Source organism: Ekhidna sp. (assembly GCF_964218185.1).
GTDB lineage: Bacteria > Bacteroidota > Bacteroidia > Cytophagales > Cyclobacteriaceae > Ekhidna.
The window spans coordinates 236,739-253,078 of record NZ_CAXPLV010000005.1 but is presented as its reverse complement, the minus strand read 5'-3'; the positions used below and the strand labels follow the sequence as shown (position 1 = coordinate 253,078).

Genomic DNA, 16,340 nt, shown 5'->3' with positions numbered 1-16,340 from the left:
CCATCGAGAATGGTTTTAGCTGTTTTGTGCAACGATATAGCTTTCAATTGTTTTAGGAAAATGTGTGTACTCTAAACTGTGGATTTTACTTGCTAGCGAGTCTGGAGTGTCACTAGGCTCCACCTCGCATTTAGCCTGAAAAAGGATTTTTCCTTTGTCGTATTCTTCATTTACCAAATGAATCGTAATGCCAGATTCCTTTTCGCCTGCCTCGATCACAGCTTTATGCACATGATCTCCATACATGCCTTTGCCTCCAAACTTTGGCAGCAGTGAAGGATGAATATTGATGATTCGGTTGGGGAAAGACTTTACAAGAAACTGAGGAATCAGCCATAAAAATCCGGCCAGGATGATGTAATCGATATCTTCCAGTCTTTTGATAAACGAGGAATCACGAAACTGATCGCGTGTGAAAGTTGATGAGGGAATATCTAGTTTTCTGGCTCTTTCATGGACAAAAGCATCAGGTTTGTTTGAGAGAATCTCCTTTACCTGAATATTAGGGTGGGTGTCAAAATACTTGGTAATATTTTCTGCATTACTTCCGCTACCGGATGCCAGAATAGCCAGGTTTACTTGTTTATCCATCATCGCAAAACTAATTCAGAACGCATCCTCAAACACTTCAATGTTTCCCTGGCCATCCACGCACACAATATCAAACCGAATGTCTTTCTGCCAGTTGATTCCATAGATGTACTCTTCAGCTGCTTCTTTGATCCGCTCTTGTTGCGATTCTGAAACAAACGTTTCTGCCTCACCAAAATCCTTCCGACTCCTGTTCTTAACCTCAATGAATATTAGCAGGCTTTCATTTTGCAAGGCGATCAGGTCAATCTCCCCTCGCTTATAGCGGTAGTTTTCTTCCAAAATTTCACAACCTTGTTTTTCATAGCACCGTTTTGCTATTGCTTCACCTACAATACCTTTAGTTTTGCGATCCATGTTTGCTTTTTGGAGTTTAGCGTGTCGAAACCCGACTTAAAGTTAATGTCAGAATTATACCCACTTAAGTTCCGTCCCATTTTCAAAGAAAAGCTTTGGGGAGGTCAGAAAATCAAAACCATTCTCGGAAAAGATTTTGGTGATCTGGACAACTGTGGGGAGACCTGGGAGCTTTCCGGGGTTTCTGGGAATGTCTCTGAAGTGTCTGCTGGGAATTTAACTGGGCAAAAGCTTTCAGATCTGGTCTCGGAGTTTAAGGGTAATCTCGTTGGAAATGTGATTTATGACAAGTTTGGTGAAGAGTTCCCTTTGCTTATCAAATTCATAGATGCGGCAAAAGATCTTTCCATTCAGGTGCACCCAGATGATGAGCTAGCAAAAAAAAGACACAAAGGAGTAGGTAAATCTGAAATGTGGTACATCCTACAGGCTGATAAAGGGTCGTCATTAATAAATGGCTTTGCTAAAGACTCAAACAAAGAAGAATATCTTGAAAACCTTAAATCTGGGAAGTTGGAGGAGCTACTAAACAGGGAAGATGTGAAAGTTGGAGATGTATTCTACCTGCCTGCTGGTAGAGTTCACACAATCGGAAAAGGTTTGTTACTTGCAGAAATTCAACAAACTTCTGATTTTACATACCGCATTTATGATTTTGACCGGGTAGATAAGCATGGAAATAAAAGAGAGCTTCACACAGAGCTCGCTTTGGATGCCATCGACTTTTCAAAGCCGAAATACGTAAAGAGTGCATATGACCAAGTACCCAATCAGACCAACAGCATTGTCTCCACTCAGTACTTCACAACAAACAAGCTAATTCTGAATGAGAAAAAGCAAATACTTAGAAATGAACTTGACTGTTTCAAAATTTACATAGGTGTTGGTGGAAGTGGAAAAATCGGAGGAGAGGAGATTCACCTTGGTGAAGTCATACTCGTCCCTGCCTGTATGAAATCCTACTTCATTGAACCGAATGGAGAACTTGAATTGTTAGAAACTTATATTGAGCTCTAACTCGTGAACAAAAAAACTCAATTCATACACCTCGGACTTAAGGATTACCAGGAAGCCTGGGACTACCAGGAGCAACTATTTAAGGAAACCGTCGATCAGAAAATTAGCAACAGAAAACTGCCGGAAAAAGAACAAATTCAAACTAAAAATTACCTGATCTTCTGCGAGCACCCCCATGTCTACACGCTGGGTAAAAGTGGTGATGAAAATCACCTCCTCGCTAACGAGGCTTTTTTGAAAGAAAAAAAAGCAACCTTCTACAAAATCAACCGCGGAGGCGATATTACTTACCATGGCCCTGGCCAAATCGTGGGATACCCAATTTTGGATTTGGATCATTTTTTTACCGATATCCATAAGTACCTCCGCTTCCTTGAAGAAGCTGTGATCCTAACTCTAAAGGAATATGGTATCGAGGGTGGAAGAGTAGACGGACTAACAGGCGTGTGGCTGGATGGCGGTGAGCCAGGCAAAGCAAGAAAAATCTGTGCACTTGGGGTAAAAAGCAGCAGGTGGGTAACCATGCATGGCTTTGCATTCAACGTCAATACCAATCTTGAATACTTCAACTACATTGTGCCGTGTGGCATCCAGGATAAAGCAGTGACTTCCCTGCAAAAAGAATTGGGCAAGGAAATTGACATCAAGGAAGTAGAGGAAAAACTAAAACACCACCTCTCCTATGTGTTTGAGATGGAGTTGTACTAACTCACCTCTTTACAAACCAATAAGAAATCAAGAAACCAAGCCCGGTCGCCATCACATGCATTAAAGAGATGTGCAGGTCTATTCCTAAAACCGTAAGATTAAAAATTTCGAAGAGCACCGGCATACTCAGCATAATCCATGGTTTTCGACTCCTGGTTGCAAGAGCACCATACACTTGAAACATCCCAATCGAGCCACCCATCCAGTTTCGTTCAAAAGCAAACAGCATAAACTCACTGTCTGGAAAGAAGTGAAGTCCAACGTTATAAAACACACCAAAAAATGGAGCCACTGTCAAGTAGGCTGATAGAAAAATTAGTCCCGTCACTTTAGAACCAAAAATCACCTCGTGTGATTGAACAAAAACCAGAACCCCCAAAACGGATACAAACAAGATATGATCCAGGCCATTGTGAAGAAACAGGGTCGTGAACATGTTCCTTATAAAAACCCAGGGAGCTTCAGTCAGGTTTTTTACCCAAAATGCATACTCGCACTGCAGTGCTAACTGCCACGTTCCCTCACAGTTTCTGGTAGAGGCAAAGCCAAGAACACCTATAATGGTCCAGATGATGACCAAGTATAAAATTGAAAATGATTTTAATCGGATCAACTGACCGAAAGAAATCTGCTCATTACTGGCCCCTTTCCATGGCCATACAAATGGAAAAATTCTTTCCTTTTGAGGGTTATTTTGGTTCATTTGCCTAAAATAGGTATTGTGAGCGTCTTGCAAATAATTGAAACTAAAATCAAACCAAGTTTGTGAAAAAAGACATTGATTTTTCTCCGGTAAAAGATGTGCATGTAGTCATTGGAAAAAGTGACGAAGGGTGGAGGGTTTTCATCATCAACCGAAACAAATCCAAACTGGAAAATGTAATGGTGACATCTCGGGGATACGGAGAAACTAAAACTGAAAAACAAAAGACCTCTATCCTTAGACATATGATCCCGTACATTGAGCCTGGGATGTATGCCCTAATCGAGCCCATTGATGAATCCGTTTTTCACCTTAACAATGAATATTGGGTCAGTTATTTCATTGACGGGCAGGTCTACGACAAAAAGTTTATCTTTGTGCCCGACTCCATCGTTGAAGAAAACCTCATCTTCATTGAAGAGTTAGGAATGAGCGGTATCTTGCATGATTAATTGCTCTATCAAACACTGAGAGACGATATTCTCATAACATAGATCAGGTTAGACAGGGCAAACGAAGTATTAAAACAAACCAAGTTTGCGTAATCACTTTCAAGACTTCCTTATCATTGATATTGAAACCGTCTCAGGAAATGAAAATGTAGAACAACTGCCTCCTGCTCTACAGAAGCACTGGGAACGAAAAGCTGGCTTTATTCGAAACCCTGACGAGAAAACACCAGATGAGCTTTACGGCGATAGGGCTGCTATTTATGCAGAGTTTGGAAAAATCATTGTGATTGGGATGGGTTTTTACCATGAGCAAAAGGGGAAGCCGGCGTTACGGGTCAAATCCATCGCATCCCATGATGAAAAGAAATTATTAACAGAATTTAAAAACTTTATAGAATCAAAATTTGATCAGGATAATCTCAAGCTATGCGCCCACAATGGAAAAGAATTTGATTTTCCATACCTGTGCCGTCGGATGCTGATCAACGATATTAAAATCCCCTGGTCATTAAACATGACAGGGAAGAAACCATGGGAAGTTAATCACATAGATACCATGGAACTATGGAAATTTGGCGATTGGAAAAGTTTCACTTCGCTGGATTTGCTAACCACCATTTTTAACATTCCGTCGAGCAAAAAAGAATTAGACGGATCAATGGTGACAAAAACATATTATGAAGAAAAAGATGGGTTAAAGAAAATTGAGGAATATTGCCAAAAAGATGTGGTAGCCACTGCCCAGCTCTACCTCCGCCTCAACAACTTACCTCTGATCGATCCTGATCAGATAAACATCGTAAAATGACCGCACGGTCGAAAAACAAACAATGAGTAAAAAACGAAAAAAGAAATTAGGAACGAGATCAAAAAATCAAGAACCCAATCACGTAAAAACAATTAAGAATAAGCTTCACGAAGTTTTCGCTCTCAATGATGGAAAATCCTACGGGTACCGTGAGCTAATCCGAAAGCTTCAGCTTAAAGATAAAAAATCAAAAGACTATCTAAAAACCCAGCTCTTCAGTCTGGAGAGTAAAGACAAAATCAGGCGGCTAAGTGACGGAAGATACGTCACCAACGCTGAGACCGAATATATTCAGGGAAAAGTAGACCATGTCAATCCCAACTTCGCATATATTTTGACCCCTGAAGGCGATGATGATATTTGGGTAAAAACCCAGGATCTGAATTTTGCCATTCACGGGGATCTGGTTAATGTCATTCTCACAAAACCCGCAAACAAAGGATTTCGCCCAGAAGGCAAAGTGGTCAACATCCTCAACAGAGAACGAGATGAATTTGTCGGGAGAATTGAGGTGTCCCAAAAGTTCTCTTTTGTAGTCCCGGATAGTAGGCACATCCACTTCGACATCATGGTCTATCCTGAAAAAATCGGGAAAGCAAAACCAAACGATAAGGTATTGGTGAAGATTGACAAATGGCATGATGCGAAAAACAGGAGTCCGCTCGGAACTGTCACAGAAGTGCTGGGTCAGGCTGGAGAAAATGAAGCAGAAATTCATTCGATCATGGCCGAGTTTGGTTTGCCCTTCAGGTTCACTAAGAAAATAGAAAAAGCAGCAGACCAAATTTCTGATTTGATCACCGAAGAGGAAATCAAAAAACGCCGTGATTTTCGTGACATTACCACTTTTACAGTGGACCCACACGATGCAAAAGATTTTGATGATGCATTATCCATCAAGGAAATTGGTGATGGAAAATACGAGATCGGCATTCACATTGCCGATGTGTCTCATTACGTAGAAGAAGGTAGTGAACTGGATAAAGAAGCTGTTGATCGGGCCACTTCCGTTTATCTGGTCGATCGAACCATCCCGATGCTGCCGGAAAGGCTGTCAAACGGACTTTGTTCGCTTCGTCCCAATGAAGAGAAGCTGACCTTTTCAGCTGTTTTTGATATTGATTCAAAAGGAGTGGTTTCCAAAAAGTGGTTCGGACGTACGATCATTAATTCTAATAGGAGGTTTACCTACGAAGAAGCACAAGAACGAATTGAAGGACTGGACAGTGATTTCACTAAAGAAATAGTCACGCTCAACAATATCGCCAAACAGTTGAGGAAAAAGCGCTTTCAGCAGGGAGCTGTGAACTTTGAAACAGTTGAAGTGAAATTTCGACTGGATGAAAAGGGAAAGCCATTGGAAGTAATTCCGAAAGAGCGGAAAGATGCCCATAAGATGATTGAGGAGTTTATGCTATTGGCTAACAAAGAAGTGGCCACTCATATTTACAAGTGGAAAGAGAAAGGCAAAGAGGAAGGTAGCAAAACCTTCGTTTACCGTGTACACGATGATCCGGATCCTGAGAAGCTGAGCACATTTGCTTCGTTTGCAGCGCGGTTTGGCCACAAGGTAGATACGGGTGGTAGCATCTCCCATGGGTTGAACAAGCTCATGGAAAACATTGAAGGGAAGCCTGAGCAAAATGTGCTGGAGTCTCTTGCCATCCGATCCATGGCAAAAGCCAAATACACTACAGACCCAAGAGGCCATTTTGGTTTGGCCTTCGAACATTATACTCACTTTACATCACCAATTAGACGATACCCCGATGTAATGGTCCATCGCCTCCTCGAACACTATCTGCAAGGAGGGAAGAATGTGGGCAATGAAGAGTATGAGCCGCTTTGTATGCATTCTTCAGAGAGAGAAAAGCGAGCAGCTGATGCTGAGCGCGCTTCTATTAAATACAAGCAAGTGGAATTCATGGAAACTATGCTTGGTCAGGAGTTTGAAGGAATTGTTTCCGGGGTAACCGAGTGGGGAATCTTTGTGGAAATCATTCAAACAAAATGTGAAGGAATGATTCGGATGACCGATCTGGACGATGACTTTTACGAGTTTGACGAAAAGCAAATGCGGGTAATTGGAAGAAATAACAAACGAATCATTACATTAGGTGACAAACTAAATGTCCTGGTAGCCAAAACAGACATTGATCGAAGGACGATTGATTTGGAGTTGGTGACAGAAAAATGAATTCACTTAGCAAAAAAGCACTGGATATGCTGGAGTACAATGGGTACTCTTTCAAGCAAACAAGCAAGCAATCCATCTTCAGGAAAACTGGAATGGATCGAGTTGGGCTCACGATTATTATCATTCTTTGTTTGATTTTTATCACTCTTGTTTTTGCGCTCCAATGGTGGGCAGGATTTATAGCTTTAGCCATTGGTTTTTTTGTGTTTCGCCCACTTGTAAATAGAATACCCGGTAGCTTGAAGCTCCTGATCGATCCGGACAACAGAACCTTGGAGCTGGATAACAGAACCAGAATTTTCAACTTTGATCAAATAAGTGGTGTCTATGTCCACTCCAAGTTTGTGGATGAATACTCTAGTGCATTTAAGAGCACAAGTCAGGAGCATCAGATCACAATTGGGTTAGAGCTTACTAATAAGCAGCTAAATCCTCTTTTCAAGCTAATCTCAGATCACGCAAACCCTTCAAAGGAGATGAATGAGGTGCAAAGGTTTATTGAAAATTCAGTGAAATCCGGAAGGTGAGTTATAACGATTTAGGCAAGTTGTAATAGAATCAGTGCTTGATTAATTACCTCCAAAAGGGTGGAATCCTAAAAAATTTCGCTTAATATTAGATTAGATTGAAGTAAAGCTCTGACGCTTTCAAACCAATTTACTCATGAAATCACCTAACCTAAGCAAGGGAGCTGTTCACCTTCTAGAAGAAAATGGCTACTCTTTTAAATCGAAAGATGGCAAAGTAATAATCAAACACAGGAGTAGTTACATGGGGGCTGTTGTCCTCCTCTTTGTTACCCTTTTTCTCTCCATTCCTGTTTTTTCCGCCGGCACTATTTATGGCATTGCTCTCATCGGAATTGTGCTGGGAACTATCATTATAAGTAAAATCTATTTTGCCAAAAGATCAAGCCTTACCATGGACTTGAATCAAAACACCTTCACAGCAAAAGTTGGAACATTTTATCAGGAGGATCAACCCCTTAAAATGATTTCTGAAATAAAACTTAGTTCAAAGTTTGTTGATGAATACACCACTGCCGCTCGAAACTCCGTGGAAGAACACCTGATATCCATAAGCATACAACTAATAACCAAAGAGGAGGTAACTCTCTTTCATTTAAAATCTGATCAGTCTGAGCCTACCCCGGAAATAAACGAGCTATATGAGCTGCTGGAAAGTGCTGTGAAAGAAGCAAAAAGCTGATACGCTTTATAAGGTAAGCTTGCTTCTTATTTGCTAATTTTCAGGAATCACCGAAACCGCCACAGTGAACAAACTAAGATACCTGCAAAAAGAACAAAGTTTCTATCTGTTTCTGATGATTTCCGCCTATGCATCCACCCTGGTCTTTGGCGGTTTTTACTATACGGCGGACATTCCAGAGCTCTACTGGCCTACATTTATAGCATTCTTTTTGTTTGTTTTCTACGGTATTCTTTCCTTCTTTTCGATAGGGCTGGTCGCACTGTTTCGGTTATCTATAATCACAGCGCTGCTAGCATTTTTGAATCAGATATTCTACACAGGTGGTGTGCTCTCTCCAGCACTTGTAGAGCTCCTAATTCCACCCCTTCTTGCCTACTTTTATCGCCCTATTTATGATCGGTACATTTTTATGATTGTATCCGCTGTTGTCATGATCATCATGTACCCTTTGACAGAAGCCGGATACACCTCTAACCTGATTCCTGAAGTCTATGAAAACTCACATGGTATTCTCTGTGCTTTATTTGTATTCACCATTGTTTCCATTTACAGCTTCCTGTTTCGAAATGCGCTGGTGATCAAAAACCAAAAACTGGGAGACTCAATGAAGCAGCTGCAGGAAACCACTCATAAGCTGGTAGAATCAGAAAAAATGGCATCTCTCGGAATGCTCTCTGCTGGTGTGGCACATGAGATAAACAACCCGCTCAATTTCATAAAAGGAGGTGTCGAGATTTTGGAATCAGAACTAAAAGCTGAAAAAGAGCTGAGTTTTGAGGCAGCACCGAGTATTCATGTTATAAAGGAAGGCCTCAACAGAGCTACCGTTATTGTAAATAGCCTGAACCATTTCAGCAGAAACACCGAAGCAATGAATGAACGCTGTAACATTCACGAAATCCTGAATAATAGCCTTGTCATGCTTCAGCCCAAGCTGAAATACAAAGGGACGGTTGTAAAAGAGTTTGACAATTCGGATTTGATCATCTCAGGAAATGAGGGAAAGCTGCATCAGGCGTTTTTAAACCTGATTTCAAATGCGGAGCAAGCAATTGGCTCCACTGGTACGATCACCGTAAAAACGAAAAAGCTGAGTAATAAAATCAGGGTGGAAATAATCGATGATGGCGTAGGTATCAGCAAAGAAAACCTCAATAAAATTAGTGATCCGTTCTTCACCACAAAGCCCGCCGGAAAAGGCACTGGGCTTGGCTTATCCATTACCTACAAAATAATTAAAGAGCACAATGGTGAGATAAAAGTTAGTTCAAAGCCAGGCAAAGGCTCTAAATTTGCCATTTCTTTTAGTTTGTGAAAAGCACCATTCTGTTTGTAGATGATGAGTTGATCAACCTTTTTGTGCTGGAAAAAAGGTTTGAGGAAGAATATTATGTGCTTACCGCACAGTCCGGTCAAGAGGCTCTTCAAAAAATTAATGAGCATCGAGATTCACTAAGTGCAATCATCAGTGACCTACGTATGCCCGAAATGAGTGGGCTGGAGTTGATCCAAAAGCTAAAGACAGAAATTGATATCCCTTGTTTTCTACTCACCGGATATGACAACCACGAGCAAATAAAAGAAGCCATCGAATCAAAGATGGTTTATTGCCAGTTCAAAAAGCCATTTGATTACAACGAAATACATCAAACACTGCAGGAGGTACTTTAGCGGTGTGTTGGTTTCAAGAGGTCAGTCACTGTTTTTACCGGATTAAAAGTAATCAAAGGCACCTCCACAAAGATGGTATTCCAGTTCGCCATACTTCCATTCCAAAGCCCGGGAAGCTCCATAGCAAGTAGTTTCTGCCCATTATGCGATTTTTCTGAAATAAAACCCGTCTCGTCATCTCTATATTTCAGCAAATCAAATTTTTCACCCTTGTAGTTTTTGATTCCACAAACCAGGTCTACCGGGTTGAAATGTGTGCCTGTCTTAAAAATAGATTTTTGCGACTTGTCATCTTTGTCCACTTGCGCAGACTCTACTATTTGAAGTGTCTGATCAGAACCACTTGCTACCCAAAACGGGCCCCCTCCAGGCTCTCCCTCATTTTTCACCATCCCGCATACACGTATTGGTCTGTTTAGCAGCTCTTCAACTTTTTGGTTTGAAAAGTCACCTTTATATCCCAGGTCTTCCAGAAGTCCCCGCGCTTCATCATAAACATCAGCTCCTGACTCAAGTTGACTTAGAAGTGAAAATATTTTTGATTGATAAGTAATTAAAACTCCCGCCAGCGCCTTCTTATATCGAATGGTTTCCTTTTTGATACGATCTGGCACCACATTATCAATATTCTTAATGAAAATAATGTCGGTGCTGATTTGATTCAGGTTTTCGAGCAGAGCGCCATGTCCTGCCGGGCGGAAAAGGAGACTTCCATTATCTAACCTAAACGGAGAAAAATCTGGCTTTGATGCGATGGTGTCTGTTTCAGGTAGTTGTGTACTGTAACCAACCTTGAAATTATCATTCTCACCTAATATCCCGTCAACATGACTTTTGAACGCCTCTAAATGTTCGGGTGAGACAGTAAAATGAACTTTGATTTTACCCTGCTTGTGCGCGTAGGCTTTTGCTTCCACCAAATGTTCGTGAGCAGGAGTTCTAGGCCCTTCTTCATACTCATGAAATTTCAATAGTCCTTTCGGGAGCTGACCATAATTCAGTCCTGTCTGACCCAAAAGGGTTTCGACAATCAGCTTATAACCGCCCCCATTTAATACTTCACCAACTTGCCGATTTTCTCGTTTAATTATTTCACTGGATAATTCTCCGTAGAATGCAAACTCATCCAGTTCTGTAAAAAACTTACCCACTTTTTTTTCTTCCCGGGTGATGAAATCAAAGTTTGATCCATCAAAATGTTCCAAAAACTGAAACAGGGGCTTAAACATGCGGGTTGCTGCTCCCGATGCTGGCACAAACTTGATCACATCCAAATCTTTCCTATCATCGTAGGCCTCAACATAGTGATCAACTTCTTCCTGGCTTAGCTTTATTATACCATCACCAATAGTGGCTGACCGGGTTAGATGTATATGCGGGAAGCCTTTTCTAAATCGATCAAGCTGTTGATCCACTTTTTGGAGTGTAATCCCACGCTTTTTTATCTGCTCTATATCGCTATCTGAAAACATGCTTCTTTCTAATTCGGGGACAAATGTAAATTCAGGCTGTTAAGAAGTTCCATTTCATCTTAAAACAAATTAATTTGGATAGATCAAATTTTTCGCCAAAACAATATGAGCACAGATATTTTCAAAATCGCCCCAACATTTTATGGTATCACAATGGTGCCTCCCGCTTCTTGGAGAGAGTATGGCTATGCACTTCTCATTATTGCGGGCTCAGATGGTGAGGTGTCTGACCCTGAGCTCGAGTGGCTTACTGTAGAGTGTGCACAAGCTGTTGGTGTGGATGAAGAAATTATCGCAGATTGGGAGGAGTTCGATTTTGAGGAATGTGAGCTGGAAGAGATCTTTCATGAGTTCAACACAAAATCATTTGCCAACTTCAACAAACTCTTGATTTATGACGCGATCAGGATGTCAAGTGCAGATGGTGATTATGCTCAAGACGAGCGCGATCAGGTTTACCATGCGGCTCAAATCTTGAAAGTGCCAATGGAAACTGTAATGGCAATAGAAGCATTGGTAGATTTGGAACATGCAGCCAACAAGCTCCGGCTAACTATACTTTAGCCATAAATCTTATTCAGGACATTCGCTAGTCTGATTCCAGCCTGGAGTAACCTTTGATTTAGTAGCTCAATATTATCGTAGCTATATCGGTAACTCAATTCTTTATTCTCAGGCATAGTATCATAGCACTGATTTCGCCATTCTTTCGATTCATTAGCCCAGTCCAGCACATTCAAAGAAGACCATTGGTCCAGCTGATCGTCAGTAGCATGATCTATCCACTCAACATATTCGGTATAGCTATACTGCTGCCCATCAATCATCTCACTATCCCACACCCTATGCAGATTAGAACTCTGCCAGAAATATTCCAGCTTCACATCATTCCCCCCCCTATCTTCTCCATTGCCTACATGAAGGGGCTGATGAATATCGCCGATGAGATGAACCAGACATTTTAGTGCAAAAGCCTCATCTTCATCGGTGAATGATTTTGTCTCCAATTCTTTCATCAAACGCTGAAGTGTCACGATGATATCTCCCTCCTCTGGTGTTCCGGCTTCAGCATACGTTTTTCCGTCAGGAATAGTAGCATAATGCCAGGGCGACATGTGCCGGTAAGTTGCGTCAGACTTTATAAAATCCATGTAATTGCTTACTTCGGCCAGGGTCTCAGTTCCCAAAACAAGCGCAATGTTTTTCTTAGCTTTTTTGGTAAGATGTCGCTCTGCAATCAGCCCTACGATTCTGTGGCCTGTAGCTCCCCACCCGAAGGATTTGAAAGTAATTAGAAAAATAACAGTGATTAGCGAAAACTTCTTCATGGAATAAAGTTAGGCGAATAGAATAAATGAAAGGTGTGTTGATTGTTAAGAAAGTGATAAAAAAGAGAAGGCGTGCCCGAAGAACGGTACACGCCTAATCACCAACCTAACCTAAAAGAAAGTTTTTAAACAAACGTTTGAAGTCTGTTTTATTATGTCTTTAAGAAAACAAGAAGAGAAGAGAGTTGATTCCTTCTTATCCTGAACTCTTTGGTTCTATAAACCCATGTTTTCCACTATATGTTGCAATTGCATCTTGAAATAGTTCATTTTTTAGATGAATTGCCAATTATGATCTATCAACTGCCTTTTTAAGTCAAACATTAAAATCATGCCTGCGTGTTTGAACCATAGGTGAATCAGAAGAGTTTACTTTTGCGACCTATAAAGGATAGAGGGTTTGAATACACATGATTTATTAAGGAAGTACCAGGAAAGCTCTAATGTACAAGCTATAGCCGAGAGCATTGGCAAAAAGAATCAGCTTCGCTTGAAGGGAATTTCAGGGAGCTATGATGCTCTTTTGCTAGCTGCAGTAGCAAAGCGTGCAGGCGGCATACACCTTGTTGTGCTGCATGATTTTGAAGAGGCGTCCTATTTTCAAACTGACTTGTCTAATTTTCTTGAGGATGAGTTTATTGCTTTCCCTTCTTCCTATAAAAAGCCCTATCAGTTTGAGGAAATTGAAAATGCAAACATTCTTCAGCGAGCAGAAGTGCTTAGTGACCTGAACGACAAAGATCATCTGGTCATCATCACATATCCAGAGGCTTTGTCAGAAAAAGTGATTAACAAACGGTCGCTCGTTTCAAACACTTTTACTGCACGGTCCGGAGAGCAACTTGACACTGAGTTTCTATCGGACCTTCTTCTAACCTATGATTTTGAAAAAACGGACTTTGTTTACGAGCCTGGTCAATTCTCTGTCAGGGGGGGTATCGTCGATGTTTTTTCCTATGCCCATGAGCGACCTTACAGGCTGGAATTGTTTGGAGATGAGATTGAGTCAATTCGTGAGTTTGATCCTGAGAGTCAGCTGTCAACCAAGGAGCTCGATCATATTTCGCTGATTCCAAATGTGCAGACCAAGCTGGTAACAGAGGAGCGTCAGTCTTTCCTTGAGTACATTCCAAAAGAAACCACTATCTGGCTAAAGGATTACCAGCAATCCCTCGACATTATAGATAAGTCATTTCACAAGGTTGAAGAACAATTTCAGACTATTCGTGAAATGAGTGGTGATTCCAAGCTGATCACATCACCAGAACAATTATTCGAAACGCAGGATTCTTTTACCTCATCTCTTGAAAGTTTCACCAAGATAGAATTTGGGAAGCGCTTCTATATTCAACCTGATGAGGAGCTCACATTGGCAACCCGACCGCAACCTTCTTTTCATAAGAATTTTACATTGCTTGCAGAAAACCTCCGGGAGCTACAGCAAACCAGCTATCAAAAATTTATTGCTGCAGAGTCTTTCAAGCAAATCGAGCGATTGGAAACAATCTTTGAGGAAATTGATCCTGAGATCAAATTTGAAGGAGTGACTGCTTCCTTACGCGAGGGGTTTATTGATGATCACGAAGAGCTTTGTGTTTATACAGATCATCAAATCTTCGATCGGTTTCATCGATACAAAGGCAAAGAAAAGTTTACCAAAAGCAAGGCGCTCACCCTCAAGGAGCTAAAAACACTGCAGCCAGGAGATTTCGTCACTCACATCGACTATGGGGTTGGACGATTTGCCGGGCTGGATACCGTGGATGTCGGAAACAATAAACAAGAAGCAATCCGATTGGTTTATCGGGATGATGATTTGCTTTATGTCTCCCTTCATTCGCTACATAAAATTTCAAAGTATTCCGGTAAGGAAGGAGAGCCTCCATCCATCAACAAACTGGGATCCCCAGATTGGGAGAATAAGAAAAAGAAGGTCAAGAAAAAAGTTAAGGACATTGCCAAGGACTTGATTGAACTCTACGCGAAACGAAAAGCTGCCAGAGGGTATGCTTTCCCGGCAGATGATTATTTGCAGGCAGAGCTTGAGTCTTCCTTCATGTATCAGGACACACCTGATCAGTCCATGGCTACCTCTGATGTAAAAGCTGACATGGAGCTCGAACACCCGATGGATCGACTGGTCTGTGGCGATGTGGGGTTTGGGAAAACAGAAATTGCGATCCGTGCAGCCTTTAAAGCGGTTAATTCCGGAAAACAGGTGGCTGTGTTGGTTCCAACCACCATTCTGGCTATGCAGCACCACCGAACGTTTGCTTCACGTTTAGAAAATATGCCGGTGAGCATCGATTACATCAATCGTTTCAAAACATCCAAGCAAATCACAGACATTAAGAAAAGGGTAAAAGAAGGAAAAATCGATATTCTGATCGGTACGCACCGAATCGTAAATAAGGATATCGAGTTCAAAGATCTTGGCCTAATGATTATAGATGAGGAGCAGAAGTTTGGGGTAAAAGTGAAAGAACGATTGAAAGATATGCGTGTGAATGTTGACGCATTGACCTTGACCGCAACTCCAATTCCAAGAACACTTCATTTTTCCCTGATGGGAGCAAGAGACTTGTCTATTATTTCCACACCACCCCCCAACAGAAGACCGGTAACGACAGAGTTGCATGAGTTTAATGAAGAGGTAATTCGAGATGCAGTTAGCCATGAGCTGAGAAGAGGGGGTCAGGTTTTCATGGTTCACAATCGGGTAAGCGATATCGAGCAGGTCGGCAATATGATATTCAAGTTGGTTCCCGATGCAAGAATCGGTATAGCTCATGGTCAGATGGAAGGACCAAAGTTGGAAAAAGTTATGCTCAAGTTCATTGAGGGAGATTACGATGTTTTGGTTTCGACTAACATCATTGAAAGTGGATTGGATATCCCGAATGCAAACACCATCATTATAAACAATGCCCACATGTTTGGGCTTTCGGATCTTCACCAGATGAGGGGTCGTGTAGGCAGGTCGAACACAAAGGCCTACTGCTTTATGCTTACCCCTCCAGCATCGGCACTTACGAGTGATGCCAGAAAGAGGCTGAATACACTTGAAGAATTTTCCGATCTTGGGGATGGATTCAAAGTCGCCATGCGTGATCTGGACATTCGCGGAGCAGGAAACCTGTTGGGTGCAGAACAAAGCGGTTTTATCAATGACATTGGGTTTGATATGTATCACAAAATTTTGGATGAGGCTGTGCAAGAGCTTAAAGAGGGTGAGTACAAGGAGCTTTTTGAAACTGATCTTTTGAAGAACAAGGAGGTGCTGGACAAAATGGTGGAGGACTGCAACATAGAAACTGATTTTGAGGCACTCATTCCTGAGAGTTATGTAAGCAACATCTCTGAAAGGCTAGGGTTATACACCCAACTAGATGATTTAAAAACTGAAGATGAATTGGTAGATTTCATCAAAATGATGAAAGATCGATTTGGCCCACTTCCGAATGGCGTGAAAAACCTAACCGAAACAGTCAGATTAAGGTGGAAGGCGATGCAAATCGGTTTTGAAAAGGTGACGATAAAAGGCAATAAAATGCGATGCTACATTTCTGATAAAAAACCACCTGAGTATTTCCAATCCGAAAGATTTGGTAACGTTTTGGCCTTCATCAAATCAAACCCACACGATAGCAAAATGAAGGAAGTAAAAAATAAGCTATTAATCAGTGTGGAAAATGTAGGCTCTGTTGAAAATGCCGGGCAGGTGATTAATCAGATGCATTCACCGCTTGCTCATGCCTAATATTTGTTCAAAATCACACAATAAATGTGCATAATCTGGCATTAGATCAATAGGTTTAATCTAA

General features: G+C 41.4%; 16 protein-coding genes. 11 read left to right on the top strand and 5 right to left on the bottom strand.

Annotated features, from left to right (window positions below):
• Window positions 1–15 precede the first annotated feature (15 nt).
• Both ACEQZT_RS06540 and ACEQZT_RS06535 read right to left on the bottom strand, forming a co-directional pair.
• Window positions 16–594, bottom strand: a complete 579-nt coding sequence (locus tag ACEQZT_RS06540; RefSeq protein WP_370088443.1) for a phosphoribosylglycinamide formyltransferase — start codon at window positions 592–594, stop codon at window positions 16–18.
• A 12-nt stretch (window positions 595–606) separates the two neighbouring features.
• The gene (locus ACEQZT_RS06535; protein WP_370088441.1) at window positions 607–948 is read right to left on the bottom strand and encodes a YraN family protein; all 342 of its coding nucleotides are present in this window, start codon (window positions 946–948) and stop codon (window positions 607–609) included.
• Window positions 949–993: 45 nt separating this feature from the next.
• On the opposite strand from ACEQZT_RS06535, the gene ACEQZT_RS06530 reads away from it, so the two are divergent.
• Together ACEQZT_RS06530 and lipB are read left to right on the top strand one after the other, a co-directional pair.
• Window positions 994–1,965 (top strand): type I phosphomannose isomerase catalytic subunit, encoded by a 972-nt coding sequence (locus ACEQZT_RS06530; protein ID WP_370088439.1) that lies wholly within the window; start codon window positions 994–996, stop codon window positions 1,963–1,965.
• A 3-nt stretch (window positions 1,966–1,968) separates the two neighbouring features.
• Window positions 1,969–2,673 (top strand): lipoyl(octanoyl) transferase LipB, encoded by a 705-nt coding sequence (gene lipB, locus ACEQZT_RS06525; protein WP_370088437.1) that lies wholly within the window; start codon window positions 1,969–1,971, stop codon window positions 2,671–2,673.
• Window position 2,674: 1 nt separating this feature from the next.
• Here lipB and ACEQZT_RS06520 read toward each other — a convergent pair whose 3' ends face one another.
• Window positions 2,675–3,376 carry a hypothetical protein gene (locus ACEQZT_RS06520; RefSeq protein WP_370088435.1) on the bottom strand — a complete coding sequence of 234 codons (702 nt, stop codon included), beginning with the start codon at window positions 3,374–3,376 and terminating at the stop codon, window positions 2,675–2,677.
• A gap of 62 nt (window positions 3,377–3,438) precedes the next feature.
• Here ACEQZT_RS06520 and ACEQZT_RS06515 point away from each other — a divergent pair, with 62 nt between their 5' ends.
• From ACEQZT_RS06515 to ACEQZT_RS06485, 7 genes are all read left to right on the top strand, one after another.
• Window positions 3,439–3,828 (top strand): hypothetical protein, encoded by a 390-nt coding sequence (locus ACEQZT_RS06515; protein WP_370088433.1) that lies wholly within the window; start codon window positions 3,439–3,441, stop codon window positions 3,826–3,828.
• An 85-nt stretch (window positions 3,829–3,913) separates the two neighbouring features.
• Window positions 3,914–4,636 (top strand): 3'-5' exonuclease, encoded by a 723-nt coding sequence (locus ACEQZT_RS06510; RefSeq protein WP_370088431.1) that lies wholly within the window; start codon window positions 3,914–3,916, stop codon window positions 4,634–4,636.
• Between the two features lie 22 nt (window positions 4,637–4,658).
• Window positions 4,659–6,833 (top strand): ribonuclease R, encoded by a 2,175-nt coding sequence (rnr, locus tag ACEQZT_RS06505; RefSeq protein ID WP_370088429.1) that lies wholly within the window; start codon window positions 4,659–4,661, stop codon window positions 6,831–6,833.
• Window positions 6,830–7,360, top strand: coding sequence for a hypothetical protein (locus tag ACEQZT_RS06500; RefSeq protein WP_370088427.1), 531 nt, complete (start codon window positions 6,830–6,832; stop codon window positions 7,358–7,360). Before rnr ends, ACEQZT_RS06500 begins: the two co-directional genes overlap by 4 nt.
• Before the next feature lie 136 nt (window positions 7,361–7,496).
• Window positions 7,497–8,042, top strand: a complete 546-nt coding sequence (locus tag ACEQZT_RS06495; RefSeq protein WP_370088425.1) for a hypothetical protein — start codon at window positions 7,497–7,499, stop codon at window positions 8,040–8,042.
• Window positions 8,043–8,106: 64 nt separating this feature from the next.
• Complete coding sequence (locus ACEQZT_RS06490; protein ID WP_370088423.1) at window positions 8,107–9,360, top strand: sensor histidine kinase; 1,254 nt, start codon at window positions 8,107–8,109, stop codon at window positions 9,358–9,360.
• Window positions 9,357–9,716, top strand: a complete 360-nt coding sequence (locus tag ACEQZT_RS06485) for a response regulator (RefSeq protein WP_370088421.1) — start codon at window positions 9,357–9,359, stop codon at window positions 9,714–9,716. The genes ACEQZT_RS06490 and ACEQZT_RS06485 overlap by 4 nt, the downstream gene beginning before the upstream one ends.
• On the opposite strand, the gene ACEQZT_RS06480 is transcribed toward ACEQZT_RS06485, so the two are convergent.
• Window positions 9,713–11,188 carry a DUF4301 family protein gene (locus ACEQZT_RS06480; protein WP_370088419.1) on the bottom strand — a complete coding sequence of 492 codons (1,476 nt, stop codon included), beginning with the start codon at window positions 11,186–11,188 and terminating at the stop codon, window positions 9,713–9,715. The genes ACEQZT_RS06485 and ACEQZT_RS06480 overlap by 4 nt on opposite strands.
• Window positions 11,189–11,293: 105 nt before the next feature.
• Between ACEQZT_RS06480 and ACEQZT_RS06475 the strand changes: the two genes are divergently transcribed.
• Window positions 11,294–11,752, top strand: a complete 459-nt coding sequence (locus tag ACEQZT_RS06475; RefSeq protein ID WP_370088417.1) for a hypothetical protein — start codon at window positions 11,294–11,296, stop codon at window positions 11,750–11,752.
• On the opposite strand, the gene ACEQZT_RS06470 is transcribed toward ACEQZT_RS06475, so the two are convergent.
• Window positions 11,749–12,516, bottom strand: coding sequence for a S1/P1 nuclease (locus tag ACEQZT_RS06470; RefSeq protein WP_370088416.1), 768 nt, complete (start codon window positions 12,514–12,516; stop codon window positions 11,749–11,751). The two genes, ACEQZT_RS06475 and ACEQZT_RS06470, sit on opposite strands and share 4 nt — an antisense overlap.
• Window positions 12,517–12,916: 400 nt before the next feature.
• On the opposite strand from ACEQZT_RS06470, the gene mfd reads away from it, so the two are divergent.
• Window positions 12,917–16,276: a transcription-repair coupling factor gene (gene mfd, locus ACEQZT_RS06465; protein WP_370088414.1), complete on the top strand. Its 3,360-nt coding sequence runs from the start codon at window positions 12,917–12,919 to the stop codon at window positions 16,274–16,276.
• Window positions 16,277–16,340: the final 64 nt, after the last annotated feature.

Bases quoted from the DNA above. Each gene is read 5' to 3' on its own strand.
- ACEQZT_RS06540 (WP_370088443.1), bottom strand. From the start codon at position 594: ATGATGGATAAACAAGTAAACCTGGCTATTCTGGCATCCGGTAGCGGA.
- ACEQZT_RS06535 (WP_370088441.1), bottom strand. From the start codon at position 948: ATGGATCGCAAAACTAAAGGTATTGTAGGTGAAGCAATAGCAAAACGG.
- ACEQZT_RS06530 (WP_370088439.1), top strand. From the start codon at position 994: ATGTCAGAATTATACCCACTTAAGTTCCGTCCCATTTTCAAAGAAAAG.
- ACEQZT_RS06520 (WP_370088435.1), bottom strand. From the start codon at position 3,376: ATGAACCAAAATAACCCTCAAAAGGAAAGAATTTTTCCATTTGTATGG.
- rnr (WP_370088429.1), top strand. From the start codon at position 4,659: ATGAGTAAAAAACGAAAAAAGAAATTAGGAACGAGATCAAAAAATCAA.
- ACEQZT_RS06500 (WP_370088427.1), top strand. From the start codon at position 6,830: ATGAATTCACTTAGCAAAAAAGCACTGGATATGCTGGAGTACAATGGG.
- ACEQZT_RS06495 (WP_370088425.1), top strand. From the start codon at position 7,497: ATGAAATCACCTAACCTAAGCAAGGGAGCTGTTCACCTTCTAGAAGAA.
- ACEQZT_RS06480 (WP_370088419.1), bottom strand. From the start codon at position 11,188: ATGTTTTCAGATAGCGATATAGAGCAGATAAAAAAGCGTGGGATTACA.
- ACEQZT_RS06475 (WP_370088417.1), top strand. From the start codon at position 11,294: ATGAGCACAGATATTTTCAAAATCGCCCCAACATTTTATGGTATCACA.
- ACEQZT_RS06470 (WP_370088416.1), bottom strand. From the start codon at position 12,516: ATGAAGAAGTTTTCGCTAATCACTGTTATTTTTCTAATTACTTTCAAA.